This window comes from Herbaspirillum sp. RV1423, from assembly GCF_000577615.1.
Lineage (GTDB): Bacteria > Pseudomonadota > Gammaproteobacteria > Burkholderiales > Burkholderiaceae_D > Herbaspirillum.
Genome location: NZ_CBXX010000022.1, coordinates 22,695 through 40,118 on the forward strand (window position 1 = coordinate 22,695; position 17,424 = coordinate 40,118).

At 60.0% G+C, this 17,424-nt stretch carries 17 protein-coding genes; 7 read left to right on the top strand and 10 right to left on the bottom strand.

The features are described from left to right. The first annotated feature begins 134 nt into the window (after positions 1-134). Positions 135-1,730, top strand: a complete 1,596-nt coding sequence (gene ahpF / locus RV1423_RS18325) for an alkyl hydroperoxide reductase subunit F (protein WP_034299810.1) — start codon at positions 135-137, stop codon at positions 1,728-1,730. A gap of 181 nt (positions 1,731-1,911) precedes the next feature. On the opposite strand, the gene RV1423_RS18330 is transcribed toward ahpF, so the two are convergent. The 4 genes from RV1423_RS18330 to RV1423_RS18345 all read right to left on the bottom strand — a co-directional run bounded on the left by RV1423_RS18330 (position 1,912) and on the right by RV1423_RS18345 (position 5,583). Next, positions 1,912-3,060, bottom strand: a complete 1,149-nt coding sequence (locus RV1423_RS18330; RefSeq protein ID WP_034299727.1) for a D-alanyl-D-alanine carboxypeptidase family protein — start codon at positions 3,058-3,060, stop codon at positions 1,912-1,914. Positions 3,061-3,336: 276 nt separating this feature from the next. Then, positions 3,337-3,972 (bottom strand): alpha/beta hydrolase, encoded by a 636-nt coding sequence (locus RV1423_RS18335; protein ID WP_034299729.1) that lies wholly within the window; start codon positions 3,970-3,972, stop codon positions 3,337-3,339. 35 nt (positions 3,973-4,007) lie between these two features. Further along, on the bottom strand, positions 4,008-4,337 hold the full coding sequence (locus RV1423_RS18340; RefSeq protein ID WP_034299730.1) for a ferredoxin: 330 nt from the start codon (positions 4,335-4,337) through the stop codon (positions 4,008-4,010). A gap of 43 nt (positions 4,338-4,380) precedes the next feature. Beyond that, complete coding sequence (locus RV1423_RS18345; RefSeq protein ID WP_051516766.1) at positions 4,381-5,583, bottom strand: VanZ family protein; 1,203 nt, start codon at positions 5,581-5,583, stop codon at positions 4,381-4,383. Positions 5,584-5,636: 53 nt separating this feature from the next. Here RV1423_RS18345 and RV1423_RS18350 point away from each other — a divergent pair, with 53 nt between their 5' ends. The 4 genes from RV1423_RS18350 (at position 5,637) to argB (ending at position 9,005) form a co-directional block, all read left to right on the top strand. Next, positions 5,637-6,485 carry a biotin--[acetyl-CoA-carboxylase] ligase gene (locus RV1423_RS18350; RefSeq protein ID WP_034299732.1) on the top strand — a complete coding sequence of 283 codons (849 nt, stop codon included), beginning with the start codon at positions 5,637-5,639 and terminating at the stop codon, positions 6,483-6,485. A gap of 5 nt (positions 6,486-6,490) precedes the next feature. Continuing rightward, entirely contained in the window at positions 6,491-7,246 is a 756-nt protein-coding gene (locus tag RV1423_RS18355) for a type III pantothenate kinase (RefSeq protein ID WP_034299734.1), read from the top strand. A 34-nt stretch (positions 7,247-7,280) separates the two neighbouring features. Next, the gene (locus tag RV1423_RS18360; RefSeq protein WP_034299736.1) at positions 7,281-8,018 is read left to right on the top strand and encodes an SPOR domain-containing protein; all 738 of its coding nucleotides are present in this window, start codon (positions 7,281-7,283) and stop codon (positions 8,016-8,018) included. An 87-nt stretch (positions 8,019-8,105) separates the two neighbouring features. Beyond that, positions 8,106-9,005: an acetylglutamate kinase gene (gene argB / locus RV1423_RS18365; protein WP_034299738.1), complete on the top strand. Its 900-nt coding sequence runs from the start codon at positions 8,106-8,108 to the stop codon at positions 9,003-9,005. 59 nt (positions 9,006-9,064) lie between these two features. Here argB and RV1423_RS18370 read toward each other — a convergent pair whose 3' ends face one another. Continuing rightward, positions 9,065-9,979: a TraB/GumN family protein gene (locus RV1423_RS18370; RefSeq protein WP_034299740.1), complete on the bottom strand. Its 915-nt coding sequence runs from the start codon at positions 9,977-9,979 to the stop codon at positions 9,065-9,067. Between the two features lie 30 nt (positions 9,980-10,009). Between RV1423_RS18370 and RV1423_RS18375 the strand changes: the two genes are divergently transcribed. Further along, positions 10,010-10,738 (top strand): pyrimidine 5'-nucleotidase, encoded by a 729-nt coding sequence (locus RV1423_RS18375; RefSeq protein ID WP_034299743.1) that lies wholly within the window; start codon positions 10,010-10,012, stop codon positions 10,736-10,738. A 1-nt stretch (position 10,739) separates the two neighbouring features. Here RV1423_RS18375 and RV1423_RS18380 read toward each other — a convergent pair whose 3' ends face one another. From RV1423_RS18380 to RV1423_RS18395, 4 genes are all read right to left on the bottom strand, one after another. After that, positions 10,740-11,315 (bottom strand): Fur family transcriptional regulator, encoded by a 576-nt coding sequence (locus RV1423_RS18380; RefSeq protein WP_034299745.1) that lies wholly within the window; start codon positions 11,313-11,315, stop codon positions 10,740-10,742. Positions 11,316-11,427: 112 nt separating this feature from the next. Next, complete coding sequence (xerC, locus tag RV1423_RS18385) at positions 11,428-12,396, bottom strand: tyrosine recombinase XerC (RefSeq protein ID WP_034299747.1); 969 nt, start codon at positions 12,394-12,396, stop codon at positions 11,428-11,430. A gap of 35 nt (positions 12,397-12,431) precedes the next feature. After that, the gene (locus tag RV1423_RS18390) at positions 12,432-13,100 is read right to left on the bottom strand and encodes a DUF484 family protein (protein WP_034299749.1); all 669 of its coding nucleotides are present in this window, start codon (positions 13,098-13,100) and stop codon (positions 12,432-12,434) included. A 241-nt stretch (positions 13,101-13,341) separates the two neighbouring features. Then, positions 13,342-14,532: a porin gene (locus tag RV1423_RS18395; protein WP_034299751.1), complete on the bottom strand. Its 1,191-nt coding sequence runs from the start codon at positions 14,530-14,532 to the stop codon at positions 13,342-13,344. Positions 14,533-14,902: 370 nt separating this feature from the next. On the opposite strand from RV1423_RS18395, the gene RV1423_RS18400 reads away from it, so the two are divergent. Further along, positions 14,903-16,483, top strand: coding sequence for an SEL1-like repeat protein (locus RV1423_RS18400; protein ID WP_034299753.1), 1,581 nt, complete (start codon positions 14,903-14,905; stop codon positions 16,481-16,483). 83 nt (positions 16,484-16,566) lie between these two features. Here the strand turns inward: RV1423_RS18400 and dapF are convergent, their stop codons facing one another. After that, positions 16,567-17,418 (bottom strand): diaminopimelate epimerase, encoded by an 852-nt coding sequence (gene dapF, locus RV1423_RS18405; RefSeq protein WP_034299755.1) that lies wholly within the window; start codon positions 17,416-17,418, stop codon positions 16,567-16,569. Positions 17,419-17,424 lie beyond the last annotated feature (6 nt).

Consider the following 17,424-nt stretch of genomic DNA (forward strand, 5'->3'; position numbering starts at 1 on the left):
AGATAAGAAATAAAGCAGCAAAAATTGAAGTACCAGTCCGGGCTCGGCGCAAGCAACGCCGCAGAGCTCACGAGGCCGAGCGGCGGAGTCCGGACAATATTGAAGTCTCACATCAGAGGAAAGTGGAAATCATCATGTTGGATGCCAATCTCAAAGCCCAATTGAAAGCCTACCTGGAAAAGGTCACGCAGCCTATCGAGATCGTCGCGTCGCTGGATGATGGCGCCAAGTCCCGTGAGTTGCAGGAGCTGCTGCAGGAAATCGTCTCGCTGTCCGAGCGCATCACGCTGGTCGAGCGCAACGATCACGCTGCACGCAAGCCGTCCTTTTCATTGAATCGCCCCGGTACCGATATCAGCGTGCAGTTCGCCGGTATCCCGATGGGCCACGAATTTACGTCGCTGGTGCTGGCGCTGCTGCAGGTCGGCGGCCACCCCATCAAGCTCGACGACAAGGTGATCGAACAGATACGTAACCTGGACGGCGATTACGCTTTTGAAACCTATATCTCGCTGACCTGCCAGAACTGCCCGGAAGTCGTGCAGGCGCTCAACGTGATGTCGATCATCAATCCGCGCATCCGCTCCGTGACCGTTGACGGCGCGTTGTTCCAGGACGAAGTCGAGAAGCGCCAGATCATGGCTGTGCCGACCGTCTACATGAACGGCGAAGTGTTCGGCCAGGGCCGCACCGGCGTGGAAGAAATCCTCGCCAAGCTCGACACCGGCGCTGCCGCCCGCAAGGGGGAAGAACTGAGCGCGAAGGAAGCTTACGACGTGCTGATCGTCGGCGGCGGCCCTGCCGGCGCGGCTGCGGCAATCTATGCAGCGCGCAAGGGCATCCGCACCGGCGTCGTCGCCGAACGTTTCGGCGGCCAGGTGCTGGACACGCTGGCGATTGAAAACTTCGTCTCCGTCAAGGAAACCGAAGGTCCGCAATTTGCGGCCGCCCTGGAGCAGCACGTCAGGGCCTACGACGTCGATATCATGAACACGCAACGCGCTGAATCTCTGGTGCCGGGTGAAGGTCTGATCGAAATCAAGCTGGCCAACGGCGGCGTGTTGAAGGGCAAGACCGTGATCCTGTCGACCGGCGCGCGCTGGCGCGAAGTCAACGTGCCGGGAGAGCGCGAGTACCGCAACCACGGTGTCGCCTACTGCCCGCACTGCGACGGTCCGCTATTCAAGGGCAAGCGCGTCTCCGTGATCGGCGGCGGCAACTCCGGCGTGGAAGCGGCAATCGACCTGGCCGGCATCGTCAGCCATGTGACGTTGCTCGAGTTCGCGGCGGAACTGAAGGCCGATGCCGTGCTAGTGCGTAAGCTGAAAAGCCTGCCCAACGTGACCATCGTCACCTCGGCGCAAACTACCGAAATCACCGGCGACGGCAAGAAGGTCAACGGTATCGGTTACAAGGAACGCGTCAGCGGCGAAGTGAAGCACATCGAACTGGAAGGCGTCTTCGTCCAGATCGGCCTGGTGCCGAATACAGAATGGTTGAAGGGTACCGTTGCGCTCTCCAAGCACGGCGAAATCGAGATCGACGCCAAGGGCCAGACTTCGATTCCGGGCGTGTTCGCAGCAGGCGACGTGACTACCGTGCCGTACAAGCAGATCGTGATCGCGGTCGGCGAAGGCGCGAAGGCGGCATTGAGCGCCTTCGATCATCTGATCCGCACTTCCGCTCCGGAAGAAGCGCCGGTTGCCGTGAAGGAAGCCGTCGCTGCCTGATGCGTGAACCGCCGCCGGTTCAGTGGCATTTGTTTCAGCAGTAGGTTATAGCAGTAAGCAGATACAAAAAACCACCGTGATGAGCTGAACCCCGAAAGTTGGACATCAACTTTCGGGGTTTTTCATCAGGTGGCTTTTTATTGCGCTGAAATCTCTCAGCGCAGTGGCGATGCCTGCGAGATTACTTGAACAGCAAGCGCAGCGTATCCCAGGCGCGTCCGACGATGCCGGCCGGGCCCACCGATTCCAGCGCCACCAGCGGCAATTCGGTGACGGCCTTGTCGTCGATCATGATCTTCAGGGTGCCGACCTTGGCGTTTTCCGAAATCGGCGCGATCAGGGGATCGTTGCGTTCGACGCGCGGCTTGATCTTGTCGGCGCTGCCCTTCGGCACGGTTACGTAGACGTCGTGTGTAAAGCCGATTTTGATCTTGCCTTGCGAACCCTTCCAGACGTCGGGCGTGTCGACGGCCTGGCCCTTGCTGTACAACTTGACGGCGTCAAAATTCTGGAAGCCCCAGTTCAGCAGCTTCTGGCTTTCCTGCGTGCGGACCTGGTCGGACACGGTGCCGATCACCACCGAGATCAGGCGGCGTTCGCCGTTGGCGACCGGGCGCTTGGCCGAAGTGATCAGCGAATAGCCGGCGCTTTCGGTGTGACCTGTCTTCATGCCGTCGACCGTCGGATCCAGCCACAGCAGACGGTTGCGGTTGGGTTGGGTGATGTTGTTGTAGGTGAATTTCTTGACCGAATAATAAGTCTTGTAGAACTCGGGGAAATCGTTGATCAGGTTGCGGCACAGGATCGCCAGATCGCGCGCGGTGGTATAGGTGTCCGGGCTGGGCAGACCGTGCGGATTGCTGAAGTGGGTGCCGGTCAGGCCCTGGCGTTGCGCTTCGCGGTTCATCAGGACGACGAAGGCGTCGGAGGTGCCGGAGACGGCTTCGGCCAGCGCTACGGCGGCATCGTTGCCGGATACCGAGATCAGGCCGTACAGCAGGTTGTTGATCGAGACCGGCTTGTTCGGTTCGATGAACATCTTGGAGCTGCTCGGATCGACTTTCCATGCATTGACGGAGACGTTGATTTCCTGGTTCAGGTCGAGGCGTTTGTCGCGCACGGCGGCGAAAGCCAGGTAAGCCGTCATCAGCTTGACCAGCGATGCCGGCTCGACGCGCATGTCGGCTTCTTGCGAGGCCATGATCTGGTTGCTCGACGCGTCCAGCAGGAGCCAGGATTTGGCGGCGACGCTAGGTGGGGGAAGGCTCTGGGCAACGGCTGCCGAGAAGGTCAGGACGGAGGCGGCGAGGGCCGCGAGTAGTTTTTTCATCTTCGGGTGTAAGAAATGTGTCCCGCCGGGCTGCATGCGGGACTGTCGTTTGAAAAGAGATGAGTGAACATCGAACCGGGATTATAAACGCCGAGCCTGACAACAAGGCTGCGCGGGGTTGACTTGCAGAGTATTCCTGGCCCATGGTCCGTAGCGAGAGGCCGTCAGCCGGTGACGACCGGAGCGCAGGATACCGGAGTGTACTTCTGTACACGAGGATTTCGAGCACCGGACGGCGCCGGATCACGGCCTCGCAGTAGGACCATGGGACAGGAATCAGCGATGCCACATTTGGACTATCAGGTTCTTGATATGTTGCAGTTTGCGATGAAAAAAGTGATCCGCGCCGGGAATCACGATTACCGGCAATTCCTGCGGGCGTGCCCAGTCGAACACTGCGGAGAGCGGAATGGTGTCGTCCAGCTCGCCGTGAATCAGGATGGTGTCGGCGGGAACATCCGGCATCGGCCATTTGCCGGCGGCGGTCCCGACCAGCGCCAGGCGTTCGGCCGGCGTTCCTTCGGCGATCAGGCGCTGCTGCAATTGCGCCTGCACGAAAGTGCCGAACGAGAAGCCGCCGAGCGCCAGCGGCAGATCCGGATATTGTCCGCGCATGTGAGCCAGCAGCAGCGCCATGTCGTCGGTCTCGCCCTTGCCGTGGTCATGTTCGCCTTCGGACTTGCCGACGCCGCGGAAATTCATGCGTACAGCGACATAGCCGAGCGCCAGGAAGGAGCGCGCCAGCGTCTGTGCGACCTTGTTGTCCATGGTGCCGCCGAACAGCGGATGCGGATGGGCGACCAGGGCCAGGCCGCGCGGCGCGGCAAATTGTTCGGGGTCGGGCAGGTCCAGCGCACATTCAAGCTGGCCGACGGCGCCGGGGATCAGAAACGATTGGGTGTGGGCGTTCATGCTGTGGAGACTTCGTTATTGCTCGGATGCGTTGCTCAGATTTTCAGGCGATCGACGACTTTGCCGTTGACGATGTGGGAGTCGATGATTTCATCGATGTCTTCATTGTCGACGTAGGTGTACCACGTACCTTGCGGATAGATGACCACCACCGGACCTTCTTCGCAGCGTTCCAGGCAGCCGGCCTTGTTGATGCGGACTTTGCCTTCGCCGGCCAGGCCGAGTTGTTTAATGCGTTTTTTCGCGTGTTCCTGAGCCGCTTGCGCGCCCTTGTCGGCGCAGCAGGTGCGCCCGCCGGGTTCGCGCTGGTTCAGGCAGAAGAAAACGTGGTGTTCGTAGAATGGTTTGTCTGGGGTAGCTGCCATGATGCTCGCGAGGAGTGGGCCAAAGGCACAATCATACACCGCGTCATTTCTGGCCGCCGGGTTTGCGATGTACCGGATGATAGAGGAACCACAATGCCAGGAAGGGCCACAGCACGGACAGGAATTGCGCGGCGCCGTCGAAGTTGAGGAACTTGCCTTGTACCCAGGTCTGCAGGGTCGAGACGAAATAGGGGTTGGCCGGCACCGCATTGGTCGCCAGCAGGCTGAAGATCAGACCCAGGGCGGCGATGCGCCGCTGCGCGGTGGGCGGTGCGAACGACAGCCCGGCCAACATCAGGCCGCCAATGATCATGCCGCCCGCGGCGCCTGGCGTGAACCAGGCGAAGGCATTTTCCGGCGCGAAGAACAGAGCGCACGACAGCGATTTGACGAATACCGCGCTCAGCAGGTAGACCGCCGTCAGCATGTTGCGCGGCGCCTGTTTGCGCAGCAGCAGGAGCATGGTCAGCACCGCGCCGGTCAGGCCGCAGGCGGTGACGATGATTTCGGCGAGCCAGTATTGTTCGGCATTGAGCTGGGCGTTGTTGGTCCACCAAGTGGCGAGGTCGATCGGCGTATCGAGCAGGTCGGACAGCAGGCTCGACAGCGGCGGCACCACATGGCCGAGGCCGAACAGGTGGTTTTGCGGATAGATCAGCGCCAGCGGCCACAATCCGACCACCACCAGGCCGCGGCTGGCTTCGCGCGAGAACCAGCGCCGCCGTACTTCCAGCAGGCGGCTTTCGCGCAGGAAGTAGCGCCGGGTCCAGGCGCCGATCAATGCACCCAGCAAGGTGCCGCAACTATTGGTGAGCAGGTCGAGGTTGGATGGAATGCGCGTCGGCAGGTAAGTCTGTACCGCTTCCATGATGGCCGACAGGGCGACGCCGGCAATCAGGCTCAGCGGCACCGCCCAGGTCGAACGCACGCGCGGATACAGCGCATAGACTACCAGCGCGCCGAACGGCGCATAGCCGACGATGTTGGTCCACAGGTCGAAGCCGGTCCAGTAGTACGGCAGGCGCGCCCACAGGTAATCGAAAGGCAACAGGCCCATGTCGCGCCAGCCGGAAAACGGGTACCAGCTTGCATATACGATCAGCAGGGTATAAATCAGCAGGCTGACGCGCGCAAACGACGACGCCGTCGGCCTGGCTGCTGCCGCGGTTGCGGGAGCAGAAACTGGCGCAGAAGCGGGCTGGGCGGCTGGAGAGGGCGGCTGTGGCGGTCGTTGAGGAGCGTCCATGCCTGCGAGGGTAACCGATTTCTCCTTCGCTTGCACCTTGGACAACCGTTACAATGTGGGCCATGCATGCTTCAGAAACCACCACTGCCGCGACGATTTCCGCCGGGCGCATCGCGGCGTTGATCGCCAGTTCCTGCAACGGCAACGCCAAGACCGTTGCCATCGAAGTCGTCGCCGAGACCGGCTCGACCAATGCCGACTTGCTTGCCCGCCTGGGCGTGTTGGAAGGCCCGACTTTGCTTGTCGCCGAATCGCAGACCGCCGGCCGCGGCCGTGCCGGGCGACCTTGGCGGACGACAGCGACTTCGGCGCTGACGTTTTCGCTGGCATGGAAATTCAGGCGTCCGGTGCACGGCCTGATCGGCCTGCCGCTGGCGGTGGGTGTTTCCTTGGCCGAAGCGCTGGGCATTTTCGGCATCGATGTCGAACTGAAATGGCCCAACGACGTGTTGCGCGACGGCGCCAAGCTGGCCGGCATCCTGATCGAGACCGCACAGGATAAAGCCAGGGACAGGGAGGGCGACGTCAGCGAAACCTGGACCGTCATCGGCATCGGCGTCAATCTGATGATGCCGCAGGAGTTGCAGGACCGCATCGGCCGGACGGCGGCCGATGTCTCCGAGTTGCTTGCACACGAGCGCGAGCGCCTGCTGGCGATTTTGCTGAGCGCCTTGTCGGATGCGCTGGCGGATTTCGAAGCGCGGGGCTTTTCGCCTTTCGTTGCGCGCTGGAATCGCTTGCACGCCTATGCCGGGCGGATAGTGCGCATCCTCGACGACGCGCGCGTGGTGCATGAAGGCACCGCCGTTGGCGTCGACGACCAGGGCTGCTTCCTGATGGATACCGCCGGCGGTCGCGTCGCCGTCGTCGCTGGCGACGTTTCTTTGCGTCTGCAGGAGTGAACGCCATGCTGCTGGTCGACGTCGGCAATACGCTGATCAAATGGGGCATTCCCGCAGATAAGGTTTTTGTTGCCGGCAATGCCGGGCGCTGGCTGCATGCGGGTTCCATGGCGCGCGGCGAGGTGGCTGCGCTGACGCAGGCATGGCAGGGCCTGCCGGTGACGCGCGTGATGGTGTCCAATGTTGCCGGTCAGGCAATGAAGGAGGCGCTGCAAGCGGCCTTGCATGCCGCATTCGGCGCAAGGGTGAAAATCGAATGGTTCGCGTCGCAGCCGCAGTTGGCTGGCGTGCGCAACCATTACAAGAATCCCGGCCAGCTTGGTTGCGACCGCTTTGCTTCCGCCATCGGTGCGCATGCCTTGTACCCGCAACGCGCATTGATCGTCGCGACCTGCGGCACCGCGACCACGGTCGACGCGGTGACCGCCGACGGCGATTTTCTCGGCGGCATGATCTTGCCCGGCCTGGGCGTCATGGCAACATCATTGGCTCTGAATACCGCGCAGTTACCGCAGATACAGACCATCAGCGCCGTCGCCACGCCATTTGCGGACAATACTACCGACGCCATCATCGCCGGTTGCATTGCCGCACAGGCGGGCGCCATAGAACGCGCGGTCGCCGCGCACCGGGTGCGACACGGCGAGGTCTTGTGCGTGCTGGCGGGCGGCGCCGGGCCGGTGCTGATGCCGTATGTGGCGGCACCCTGCGAAAACGTCGATAATCTCGTGCTGATCGGGCTGCATGCAGCGGCCGCGTGACGGACGCGGCAACCTTCATAAATCGGACTGAACGATGCTGAAATTGTTTTTTTGGCTACTGCTGATTGGGAATGCGGCCCTGTTTGCCATGCAGCGGGGCTATCTGGGCACAACTGTGTCCGAACGCCACGAACCCAAACGTCTGGCGCAACAACTGCATCCCGAGACGCTCAGCATTTTGCCGGCCAATAGCGAGAAGCTGGTGGCGCCGGTCAAGGCCGATGCAGCCGACGCTGTCAAAGACGCCAAGCCGGATACGTCGCCGGAAAGCAAACCTGACAAGCCTGAGGCAAAGGCGGAAATGATCTCCTGTATCGAAATCGGCAATTTCAATGGCGTCGAAGCGCGCAAGTTCGATGCTCAACTGGCCAGCCTGAATCTGGCGGTCAAGCCGACCATGCGCAATGTCCAAGAAGCGGCCAGCCACATGGTCTACATCCCGTCGCAGGATGGCAAGGACGGCGCCGAGCGCAGATCGGCCGAACTGCGCCGTCTCGGCATCCAGGATTTTTATGTGATACCGGAATCGCAACCCAATCCGGCCCTGCGTTGGGCGATTTCCCTGGGCGTGTTCAAAACAGAGGAAGCGGCGAAAGCCTACATCGGCCAACTGATCCCCAAGGGCGTGCGCAGTGCCCGCATCATGGCGCGCAACGTCACCTCGACCAGGCAGGCTTATCAGTGGCGCAATGTCGATACGGCAACCAAGGCGGCCCTCGACGGCCTCAAGGCTAAATTCCCCAACCAGGAAATGCATGGCTGCACAGGCTGAAAACGCAACATCCGCCACAATCGAATCCCGCTTTCCATGTAAAATCGCGGACATTCCGAATATCTCTCCCTGCCCAGGATTTGCGCTATGACCGACTTGACCGATCTGACCAACGTTGACCCCACCATCAAGGCAGAAATTCTGGCGGAAGCCTTGCCGTACATCCGCAAATTCCACGGCAAGACCATCGTCGTCAAATACGGCGGCAATGCGATGACCGAAGAGCGTCTGAAGCATGGTTTTGCGCGCGACGTGATCCTGCTTAAGCTGGTCGGCATGAATCCGGTTGTGGTACATGGCGGCGGTCCGCAAATCGACAATGCGCTCAAGAAGATCGGCAAGCAGGGCACTTTCGTGCAGGGCATGCGCATCACCGATGAAGAAACCATGGAAGTGGTGGAATGGGTGCTGGGCGGCGAAGTGCAACAGGACATCGTCATGCTGATCAATCATTACGGCGGCCAGGCAGTCGGCCTGACCGGCAAGGATGGCGGCCTGATTCGCGCACGCAAGATGCAAATGCCGGACAAGGAAAACCCGGGGCAATTTCTCGATATCGGTTTCGTCGGCGAGATCGAAGCGATCAATCCGGCGGTGGTCAAGGCGTTGCAGGACGATGCATTTATCCCGATCATTTCGCCGATCGGCTTCGGCGACGACGGCCAGGCATACAACATCAATGCCGACGTCGCGGCCGGCAAGATCGCCGAAATCCTGCATGCGGAAAAATTGATCATGATGACCAACATTGCCGGTGTGCAAGATAAAAAGGGCAATTTGCTGACCGATCTGTCGGCGCGCGAGATCGACGAAATGTTCGAAGACGGCACGATTTCCGGCGGCATGCTGCCGAAGATTTCGTCGGCGCTGGACGCGGCCAAGTCAGGCGTGAACACCGTCCACATCATCGATGGTCGCATCGAGCATTCGCTGCTGCTGGAAGTGCTGACCGAGCAGGCGTTCGGCACCATGATCCGCTCGCATTAAGCCTCGCATCGTACCGAAGGCGTCGCCGGGAGACCGGCGGCGCTTTTTTTATTGCGCATTCAATAAATGCGTTCGACCTTGTAGCCGCGTCGTTGCAGCAGCGCGGGCACGCCAGTGGGGCCGACCAGGTGCAGGATGCCGATGGCGGCGAAGATGCGGTCCTGCTTCCCGAGCAACGCTGCGATGCGATCGGTCAATACGGGATTGCGCTGGTCCAGCAAGACCTCCTTGGTGAAACGGCCGACGAAGCTCTTGTCGCTGGCCATTTCATCGAGTAAGCCTTGCAGGCCGTCGAGGTCGGCGGTGCGCCAGAATTCCGCCAGTTCCACCACTTTGGCGGCGTCGTCGGGATCGTCCAGCTCCTTGATGGTGTCTTCCAGCAGCAGGCTTTGCTGTTGTTTGCTGAGCGTGCCGAACAGTGCGAGCTGGCTTTCCGCGCCTTCGAGTTCGATGACTGGCTTGTTGCGCTTCTGGATGAAATCGGCAAGATGGCTGTCGACCGCGAGGTCGGAGCGATATCCCTTGCTGTCGAATTCCTGCACCGTCAGCAGGCTGGCGATCATCCAGGGGCGGAAGCGTGCAATCGCCTCGATGGGGATGTGGTATTTCTTCAGCGCGGCCTGTACCTGTTGCTGCAGTTGCGGAGTGAGTTCAGTCTGATAGCTTTGTCCTTCGGGATAGAAGCCGTACCGTAGCACCGCTGCTTGCATGGCCGGCGTCTTTTGGGGATCGATTTCGAGCGCGATGGCGGGGGCTTGCTCCAGCGCTTGCATCACGCGCGGCTCAAGCGGATAGAAGTTGGCGGCGCCGACATGGATGGTGCCGAACAGGTAAAGCGTGTGGCGCGCATCCTGCACCTTGAACAAGGCGCCGCGATGTTCCGCATGCGTGGCGGCCGTTGCGTTCTCGGCGTTCGCCGCCGGCACATAAAGACAAAACAGCCAGCCGAATATCACTATAATCAGGCGTCGCATCGTTGCGCTTTCCTCATTGACTTCATCATCGTGCCGAATACTACACCGCTCTGGCTTTTCGATCTCGACAACACGCTGCATAACGCGTCACATGCGATTTTCCCGGCGATCAACGCCAACATGAATGTTTTCATGGAGCGCGTATTGAAAGAACAGGGCCTGCCGTCCGACCAGGATGCGGTCAACGAGATGCGTCAGCGCTACTGGCGGTTGTATGGAGCGACCTTGCTGGGCATGGTGCAACATCATCAGGTGAAGCCGGAAGCGTTCCTGCACGATGCGCACGACTTCGACGACCTGTTCGGCATGATTCGCGCCGAGCGCGGTTTGCTGCATCTGCTAAAGCGTTTGCCGGGGCGCAAGATCCTGCTTACCAACGCGCCGTTGCGCTACTCGCGCGATGTGGTGCGGCATCTGGGATTGCATCGCCATTTCGACAAACATATTTCCATCGAGTCGATGCGCGTGCACGGCAAATTGAAACCCAAGCCGTCGCGGCAATTGCTGCAAAAGCTGTTGGCGCGCGAACGCGTCGCCGCGCATCGCTGCATCCTGGTGGAAGACACATCGGTGAATCTGAAATCGGCTAAAAAGCTGGGTTTGCGGACTGCATGGGTGACGCAGTATCTGGCCGGAAATCCGCATTTCTCCACGGCCGGCGTGCGCAGGATGCTGACAATGCATCCGTCTTACATCGATGTGAAGGTGCGTTCCGTGCGCCAGTTGACCGCGCATTTGCCGCGCTTGGCGGGCTGTTGATTCAGTCCGCGCAGTCGGCGCACCAGCCTTTGATGGTCAGTTCGATTTCGTGACTCTGGAAGCCCTTGCCGAGGGATTTTTGCAGGGCCGTCTGCAATTGCGCTACGGTGGTCTGGCGCTTGCCGGTGGAAGGCAGTACGCTTTCCAGGAAGCCGGCCTCACCGCTGCCGTCCAGGCAAAACACGCGGGCGCAGCGGGTGCATTTGAAATGGCCGTGCTGATGCTGAGCGTGGCCATGCGTATGCTGATGGCCGGCGTGGTCATGGTGCTCGGCGCCTGCGCCGGCGTTGTAGCGAAAAATGCGGTCGTCGCTGGCGATCTTGTGCGCCAGGCCGGCTTCGGTCAGGCAATCGAGCGCACGATATAGCGTGACGCGGTCCATGTCGACCAGTTTGTCCTGAATGTCCTGATGCGACACGGCGCTGCGCGCGCTTAGCAACGCCGCCATGACGCTCACGCGCGCCTGCGTGACGCGTACGGATGCGTCGCGCAATTGCAGCTCGGCCAGGGCCTGCGCCTTGGCCGGATCATGGGCGAGAGCAGTTGGCGTGGCGGTGTCGGCGGGTTTGGATTTCATGGGATGTCGCTGGTGTAAGCAAGCGTCCGGATGCGGCGCTTCATCAAGGGGTTACGCGAATTATGCCGCAATTCCATGCAAGTGGCTTCGTTCCCGGCCTATTTGCGGCGGCTTATTTGGAAGTGATTTTTTTTGCGCGCGGATGGGCGGCGTCGTAAACCTGGGCGAGGCGCTGGAAATCCAGCGAGGTATAGACCTGGGTGGCCGTGATGGAGGCGTGGCCCAGCATTTCCTGCACCGCCCGCAAATCGCCGGAACCTTGCAGTACATGCGAGGCGAAGGAGTGGCGCAGCACATGCGGATGCACATTGGTGGCCATTCCGAGCGCCTGGCCGTGCGCCTTCAGCCGCAGTTGCGCTACGCGCGGCGACATGCGCGTGCCGCGCTCGCTCAGGAACAGCGCGCGCCGGTCTGCATCGGCATGAAGGGAGAGCACGGTTTCACGCGCGTTGAGCCAGTTCCTGAGAGCTTCCATGGCCGGCTGGCCTACCGGCACGTTGCGCATCTTGTTGCCTTTGCCGGTGACCGTCACTTCGCAGCTTTGCATGTCGATCCAGCCTGCCGATGTGTAGCCGGCTTCCTGCCTGTATTGCACGTCCAGCCCCGTCAACTCGGAAACGCGCAGGCCGCTGGAGTACAGCAGCTCGAACATCGCGCGATTACATAACTGCGCCGGTGCGTCGGCATTTTTAAGCGGATTGGCATGGGATACCAAATGGACGGCATCGTCAGCAGCCAGCGCCTTGGGCAGCGGTTTGGCCTTTTTGGGCGCTTTGACGCCATCGACCGGATTCGATTTCAGATTGCCCTGTTCGGACAGCCAGTCGTAAAAACCGCGCCAGGCCGAGAGTTTGCGTGCGATGGAGCGGGCGTTGAGGCCTCTGCCGTGCAGTTGCGCGGCGAACTTGCGGATCTGGAAATGGGTGACTGCCGCCAACGCGACGCCAGCGGCTTGCGCCAGTTCGGTCAATTCCGTCAGGTCGCGGCCGTAGTTGCTGACGGTGTGCGGCGACAGCATGCGCTGGCTCTGCAGGCTGTCGAGATAGCGGTCGAGTTCGGCTGGATTGGCGTCGTCGCTCACACGGTTGGATCGCAAGGATCGGAAATTAGGATGATTCAGTGTAGCAGGCAGGCTAGCGCGGCGCTGGCGGTTTCGCCGATGCGGCTCAGAAAGTCGGTGGCCATGTCTGCCGTGAAGCGGCTTGGGTCGGGCGAGCCGAGCACCAGCAGGCCGAAGGATTCAGGTGCTGCACTGACGCGCAGCGGCAACATCGCCACGGATTTCACGGTTGTCGCGTCTTCCAGCCAGCCGGCGGCTTCGAAGTCGTTGTTGGCGCCGCAGAACGGCGTGGTCAGTCCGTTGGCGAAGATGCGAGCGTCTTCCGACACTGCAGCGGTGAACCAGTTGTCGCTGTGGCTTTCGGCGATGTTCCACAGACGCAGGGTAACTTGCGGGACGTTGAAGATTTCCCGCAGACTGCCGGTCAGCGTCCGTGGCAGATCAGCGTCGTTGCGAGCCAGCAGCAGCGCGCGCGTCCATGCTTGGAATTTGCCGGTGATTTCGTCGTTTTCTTGCGCGATGCGCAGCAGGTCGGCCATGTGCAATTCCTGCACCTTGATCTTTTCGCGCAGAATTTCCATCTGGCGCTCCTGTAAGGAGACGGCGCGCCCGAGCAAAGGGCTGGTCAGCTTGATCCGGCCCAGCAACTCGGCATGTTCCTCAAAGAAATGAGGATGATCGAGCAAATAGTCAGCAATCGAATCTGAGTCCAAATGGGGGGTCATGTGCGTTTTTGTTGGGTTGAATATTTTCAGCGTCTTGCTGTGCCAGGCCGATTCGGCATTGCATATCCGCAATATCGCGAGATTATCTACGCTATCGTTGGTGCTGACAACCTGATTCTTGGTAAGGCAAATCTGGCTCCGCCAATAAAAACGGGCTCACATGATTGCTCATGTAAGCCCGAATCGTTCAGTTAAGTATCTGATTTCCTGACGTTTTCACGCCAGAGGCCAGAGGCTTAAATTAGAACTTGTGACGGATACCAACAGTAACTGCTGTTTGGCTAGCGTCGTTACCAGTTGTGTCAGCATACACGCCTGGGTTCTTCATGTCTTTAGCACGCAGGTTCGACACGAATGCGTACAGGTCGGTACGCTTCGACAACCAGTAGTCTGTACCCAGGTTGAATTGGGTCAGTTTACCCTTGCCGCTCAGGCCGTCGAAGTCAGCACGAGTGTACTGAACGCTACCCAACAGTTTCAACGAAGGAGTCAGCGAGTATGCTGTACCCAATTCGTACATGTCAGCCTTCTTCGACAGACCCAGAGTAGCACCAGTCACACGGGTTGCGTCTGTCAGGCCAGTCACTGCAACGGTGTTCAAATCTTGCTTGACGCGCGAGTAGTTACCATAAACGCGTGCAGGACCGAACTGATAGCTAGCAACAACGTTCAACACTTTAGCTGCCGAAGCGCCTGCGTTAGCAGCGCCAACAACAGTGCTCAGAGGAGCAGCATTAGCGAGCAGGGAAGTATCGCTAGGTGTAGGACCTTGCTTCGATTGATAGTAGTTGATACCCAGGCCCAGTGGGCCGTTGTCGTACTTACCGCCCAGACCAAACGATTGGCCAGCGCTAGTCTTGCCAGCTGTTTCGCCGAAACCGTACATCAGGTTACCGGTGAAGCCACTCAGGTTGTTCGTGGTGTAGCTGATCGAATTGTTAGTGCGAACACCTTGCAGACGGTTCAGGTTAGAGCCGGAGTTCTGGATAACACCACCGAAGTCAGCCACGGCTGTGTAGGCGCTGATAGTGTCAGCCCAGTCAGTTTGACGACCGAGCAGAACCGAACCGAAACCACCGGCCAGACCGACAACCGATTTACGACGGAACAGGTTAGTTGTGCCTGGATCTTGGCCATTCAAAGCACCGTTGTCGTTGTTGAAGCCGGTTTCCAGGTTGAACACTGCGCTCAAACCGCCGCCCAGATCTTCAACGCCCTTGAAACCGATGCGCGAACCTTGGATAACGCCGGAGTTCATTGCAAACTTGCTGCCAGTGTTAATACCTGTCACGCCTGGTGCATTTGTAGTTTGAGCTTTGCTTGTGTATGTAACGCCAGTATCAATGATACCGTAGATAGTAACGGAGCTTTGTGCTTGTGCAGCACCTGCAAACGCGCCGAGAACGGCCAGTGCAAGCAGAGATTTTTTCATTTGACATCCTTCTATAAAAATAGTCTTGAGGATCCGTACATCTAGTCGGATGGTGAGACATTAAGGGTTCTCATTGGCGATGACCGTAGATTGGTCGTTTGGCGGACAGACTTTTGGTTGAAATTTCGAAACCACTGCACGAGTGTTGTTTTTTTCTAACGCTTTCACGGGGGATATCTTATGGACGGGACTTTTTAGGTTCTGCGCCGGTCGGAATACGATGAAATTGTCTTTGTGCCAAGAAAATGCCGCTTAAAGACTTGAATTGTTGTTTTAAAGCTCCAATTTTGTCTCTTAAAACCGAGATTAAAAAAATATTATGATTTATAGGGGATAATTTTTTCCTTCGAAAGAGAGTTTGGATTGATTTATGGCGAGTCGGGAAGATTTGGCAGTTATTCGAGCGGCGCGCGCCGGCCAGGCAGAGGCGCAATTGGCGCTGGGCCGGCGCTATCTGTTTGGCGGCAACGGTTTGCCTCAAAGTTTCGCTACCGCCCTGCATTGGCTGGACCGGGCGGCGCGTCAGGGGGCGGCGGATGCCTGGACGTTGATCGGCGAGCATATCCCTTATGAAGTCGTGGCGCAGGCGCCCAGGCCGTTGGACTATGTGATTTGGTATGAGCGGGCCTTTGACGCCGGACGGAAAGTCGCAGGACTGGCATTTGCGCGCCTGGTGTTGTCGCAAAAGGCACAACCCGATGCGCAATCCATGCTCGGCAAAGCGGTCAAGGTGCTCGAAGCCGAGGCAAATGCCGGCACGGCAGAGGCGCAGTGGCTGTTGGCGCAGCAAAAGGCCGGCGAACAGTCCATCGGTAATCCGCAGGCGCAGGCCGATCGGAAGGCGGAAGGCATCCAGTGGGCACAGAAAGCGGCCGACGCTGGCGTGGGTCCGGCGCAGTTGGCGCTGGCGGATGCCGCCTGGCTGCGCCTGGATCGGGACGATTTCATCCGGCGGGCGCTGCCGCTGGGGAGCTCCCTGCTGGCGCAGTACAGCGCCGAACTGCCGCAACTGAATGCGCCGTCCGAGGCCTTGGCCCAGCGTCTGGGGCAAGGGAACATCACGTTGCTGTCGCGGCTGGCGCAAATTCTGAACGACATCAAGGATATCTCGGCAGATGAAGCACAGCAGTTGCTTGAGCTGGCGGCCTATGCCGACGACAAGTCGGCGCAGCTTTCGCTCGGGCTGTTCTTTGCGCGCATGAATGAAGACGGTGGACGGGCTTTCCCCGGTTGCGGCTCGGCTAATTATAAGAAGGCGATACGCTGGCTGACGCTGGCAGGCGAGCGCGGCCTGGCGTCGGCCTGGTACGCTCTGTCGCGGATTTACCTGAAGCCCGAGTTTTCCCAGCGCAACCTCGCCGACGCCCAGCATTATCTGGAGCGCGCCGCCGAAATGGGGCACGCCATGGCGCAACTGGAATGCGGCAGCAGCGCCTGGCGCAATCGCCGCGACGATCCGGCCAACGACGTGCGTGCGGTGTACTGGCTGCAGAAGGCGGCGTCCCAGAATCATCCCGATGCGCGCGATTTGCTCGGCAAGATTGCCGATCGGCCTGCGCCTGCCGCGTGGGCGATTGATGCCAAGCGCCACATGACGCGCGATTTCCTGAGCGCCTATCCTTTCCTGGCGGCGCGCCTGGAATTGGCGATCCTGTTCGGCCTGACGCGGCCGGAAGCCTTGCTGATCGATTTGAGGCAAGCCGATTGCGGCCATTGCCTGGTGGTCGACATTCGCGATTACTATGCGCGCAGCAAACGGCGCCTGATATTAATAGAGACCGGCGATGAGCGGCAGGTGCTTAATCGCATCGGCCGCCTGTTTGAAGACGTCGATTGCAGTCTCAGCGGGCCGGAAGGCAATTACCGGCAACGCCTCTATCGCCTGAAAACCGCATTGCCGCAGGAGGCCGAGGAGCGCGAAGAAGAGCGGGATCTGGCGGAGCAGTCCTGACGTTTCGCTTGTCATTCTGAAAAAAAAGAGATGGCTGCCTGGCCATCTCTTTTTATTTTGTCATCGGCGCTGGACGAAACAGGTCAGATCTCTATTTCGCCCTCAAACACCGACACCGCAGGACCGGTCATCAGGACCGGCTTGCCGGGCCCGGCCCAGTTGATCACCAGTTCGCCGCCGTGAGTCTGCACCGCCACTGGCGCATCCAGCAGGCCGCGCCGTATGCCGGCGACCACCGCCGCACAGGCGCCGGTGCCGCACGCCAGCGTCTCGCCGGCGCCGCGCTCGTAGACGCGCAGGTTCACGTTGCGGCGATCGACCACTTGCATGAAGCCGGCGTTGACCCGCTTCGGAAAGCGGGGATGGCGTTCGATCAGCGGACCGTCCTCCAATACCGGCGCGGCTTCGGTATCCGCGACGATTTGCACGGCATGCGGATTGCCCATCGACACGACGGAAATCCAGGCGGTCTTGCCGTTGACGTCGAGCGGCCACAAAGTATCGTCGCCTTCGGTCTTGCCAATCAGGCCTGAAGAATCGAAAGGCACCTGCTCGGGCGCCAGTACCGGCGCACCCATGTCGACCGTGACGCGGCCGTCGTCTTCCAGGGTCGGTTCAATCACGCCGGACAGGGTTTCCACGCGGATGACGCGCTTGGTCGTCAGGCCCTTGTCGCTGACGAAGCGGGCAAATGCGCGCGCGCCGTTGCCGCATTGTTCGACTTCGCCGCCGTCGGCGTTGTAAATGCGATAGCGAAAATCGATGCCTTCCGACTGCGGCCGCTCCACCACCAGCATTTGGTCGGCGCCGATGCCGAACCGGCGATCGGCAATGAACTTCCATTGCTCCGGCGTCAGGGCGATGTCCTGATGGATGGCGTCAACGACAACGAAGTCGTTGCCGGCGCCGTGCATTTTGGTGAATTTGATTTTCATGACCAG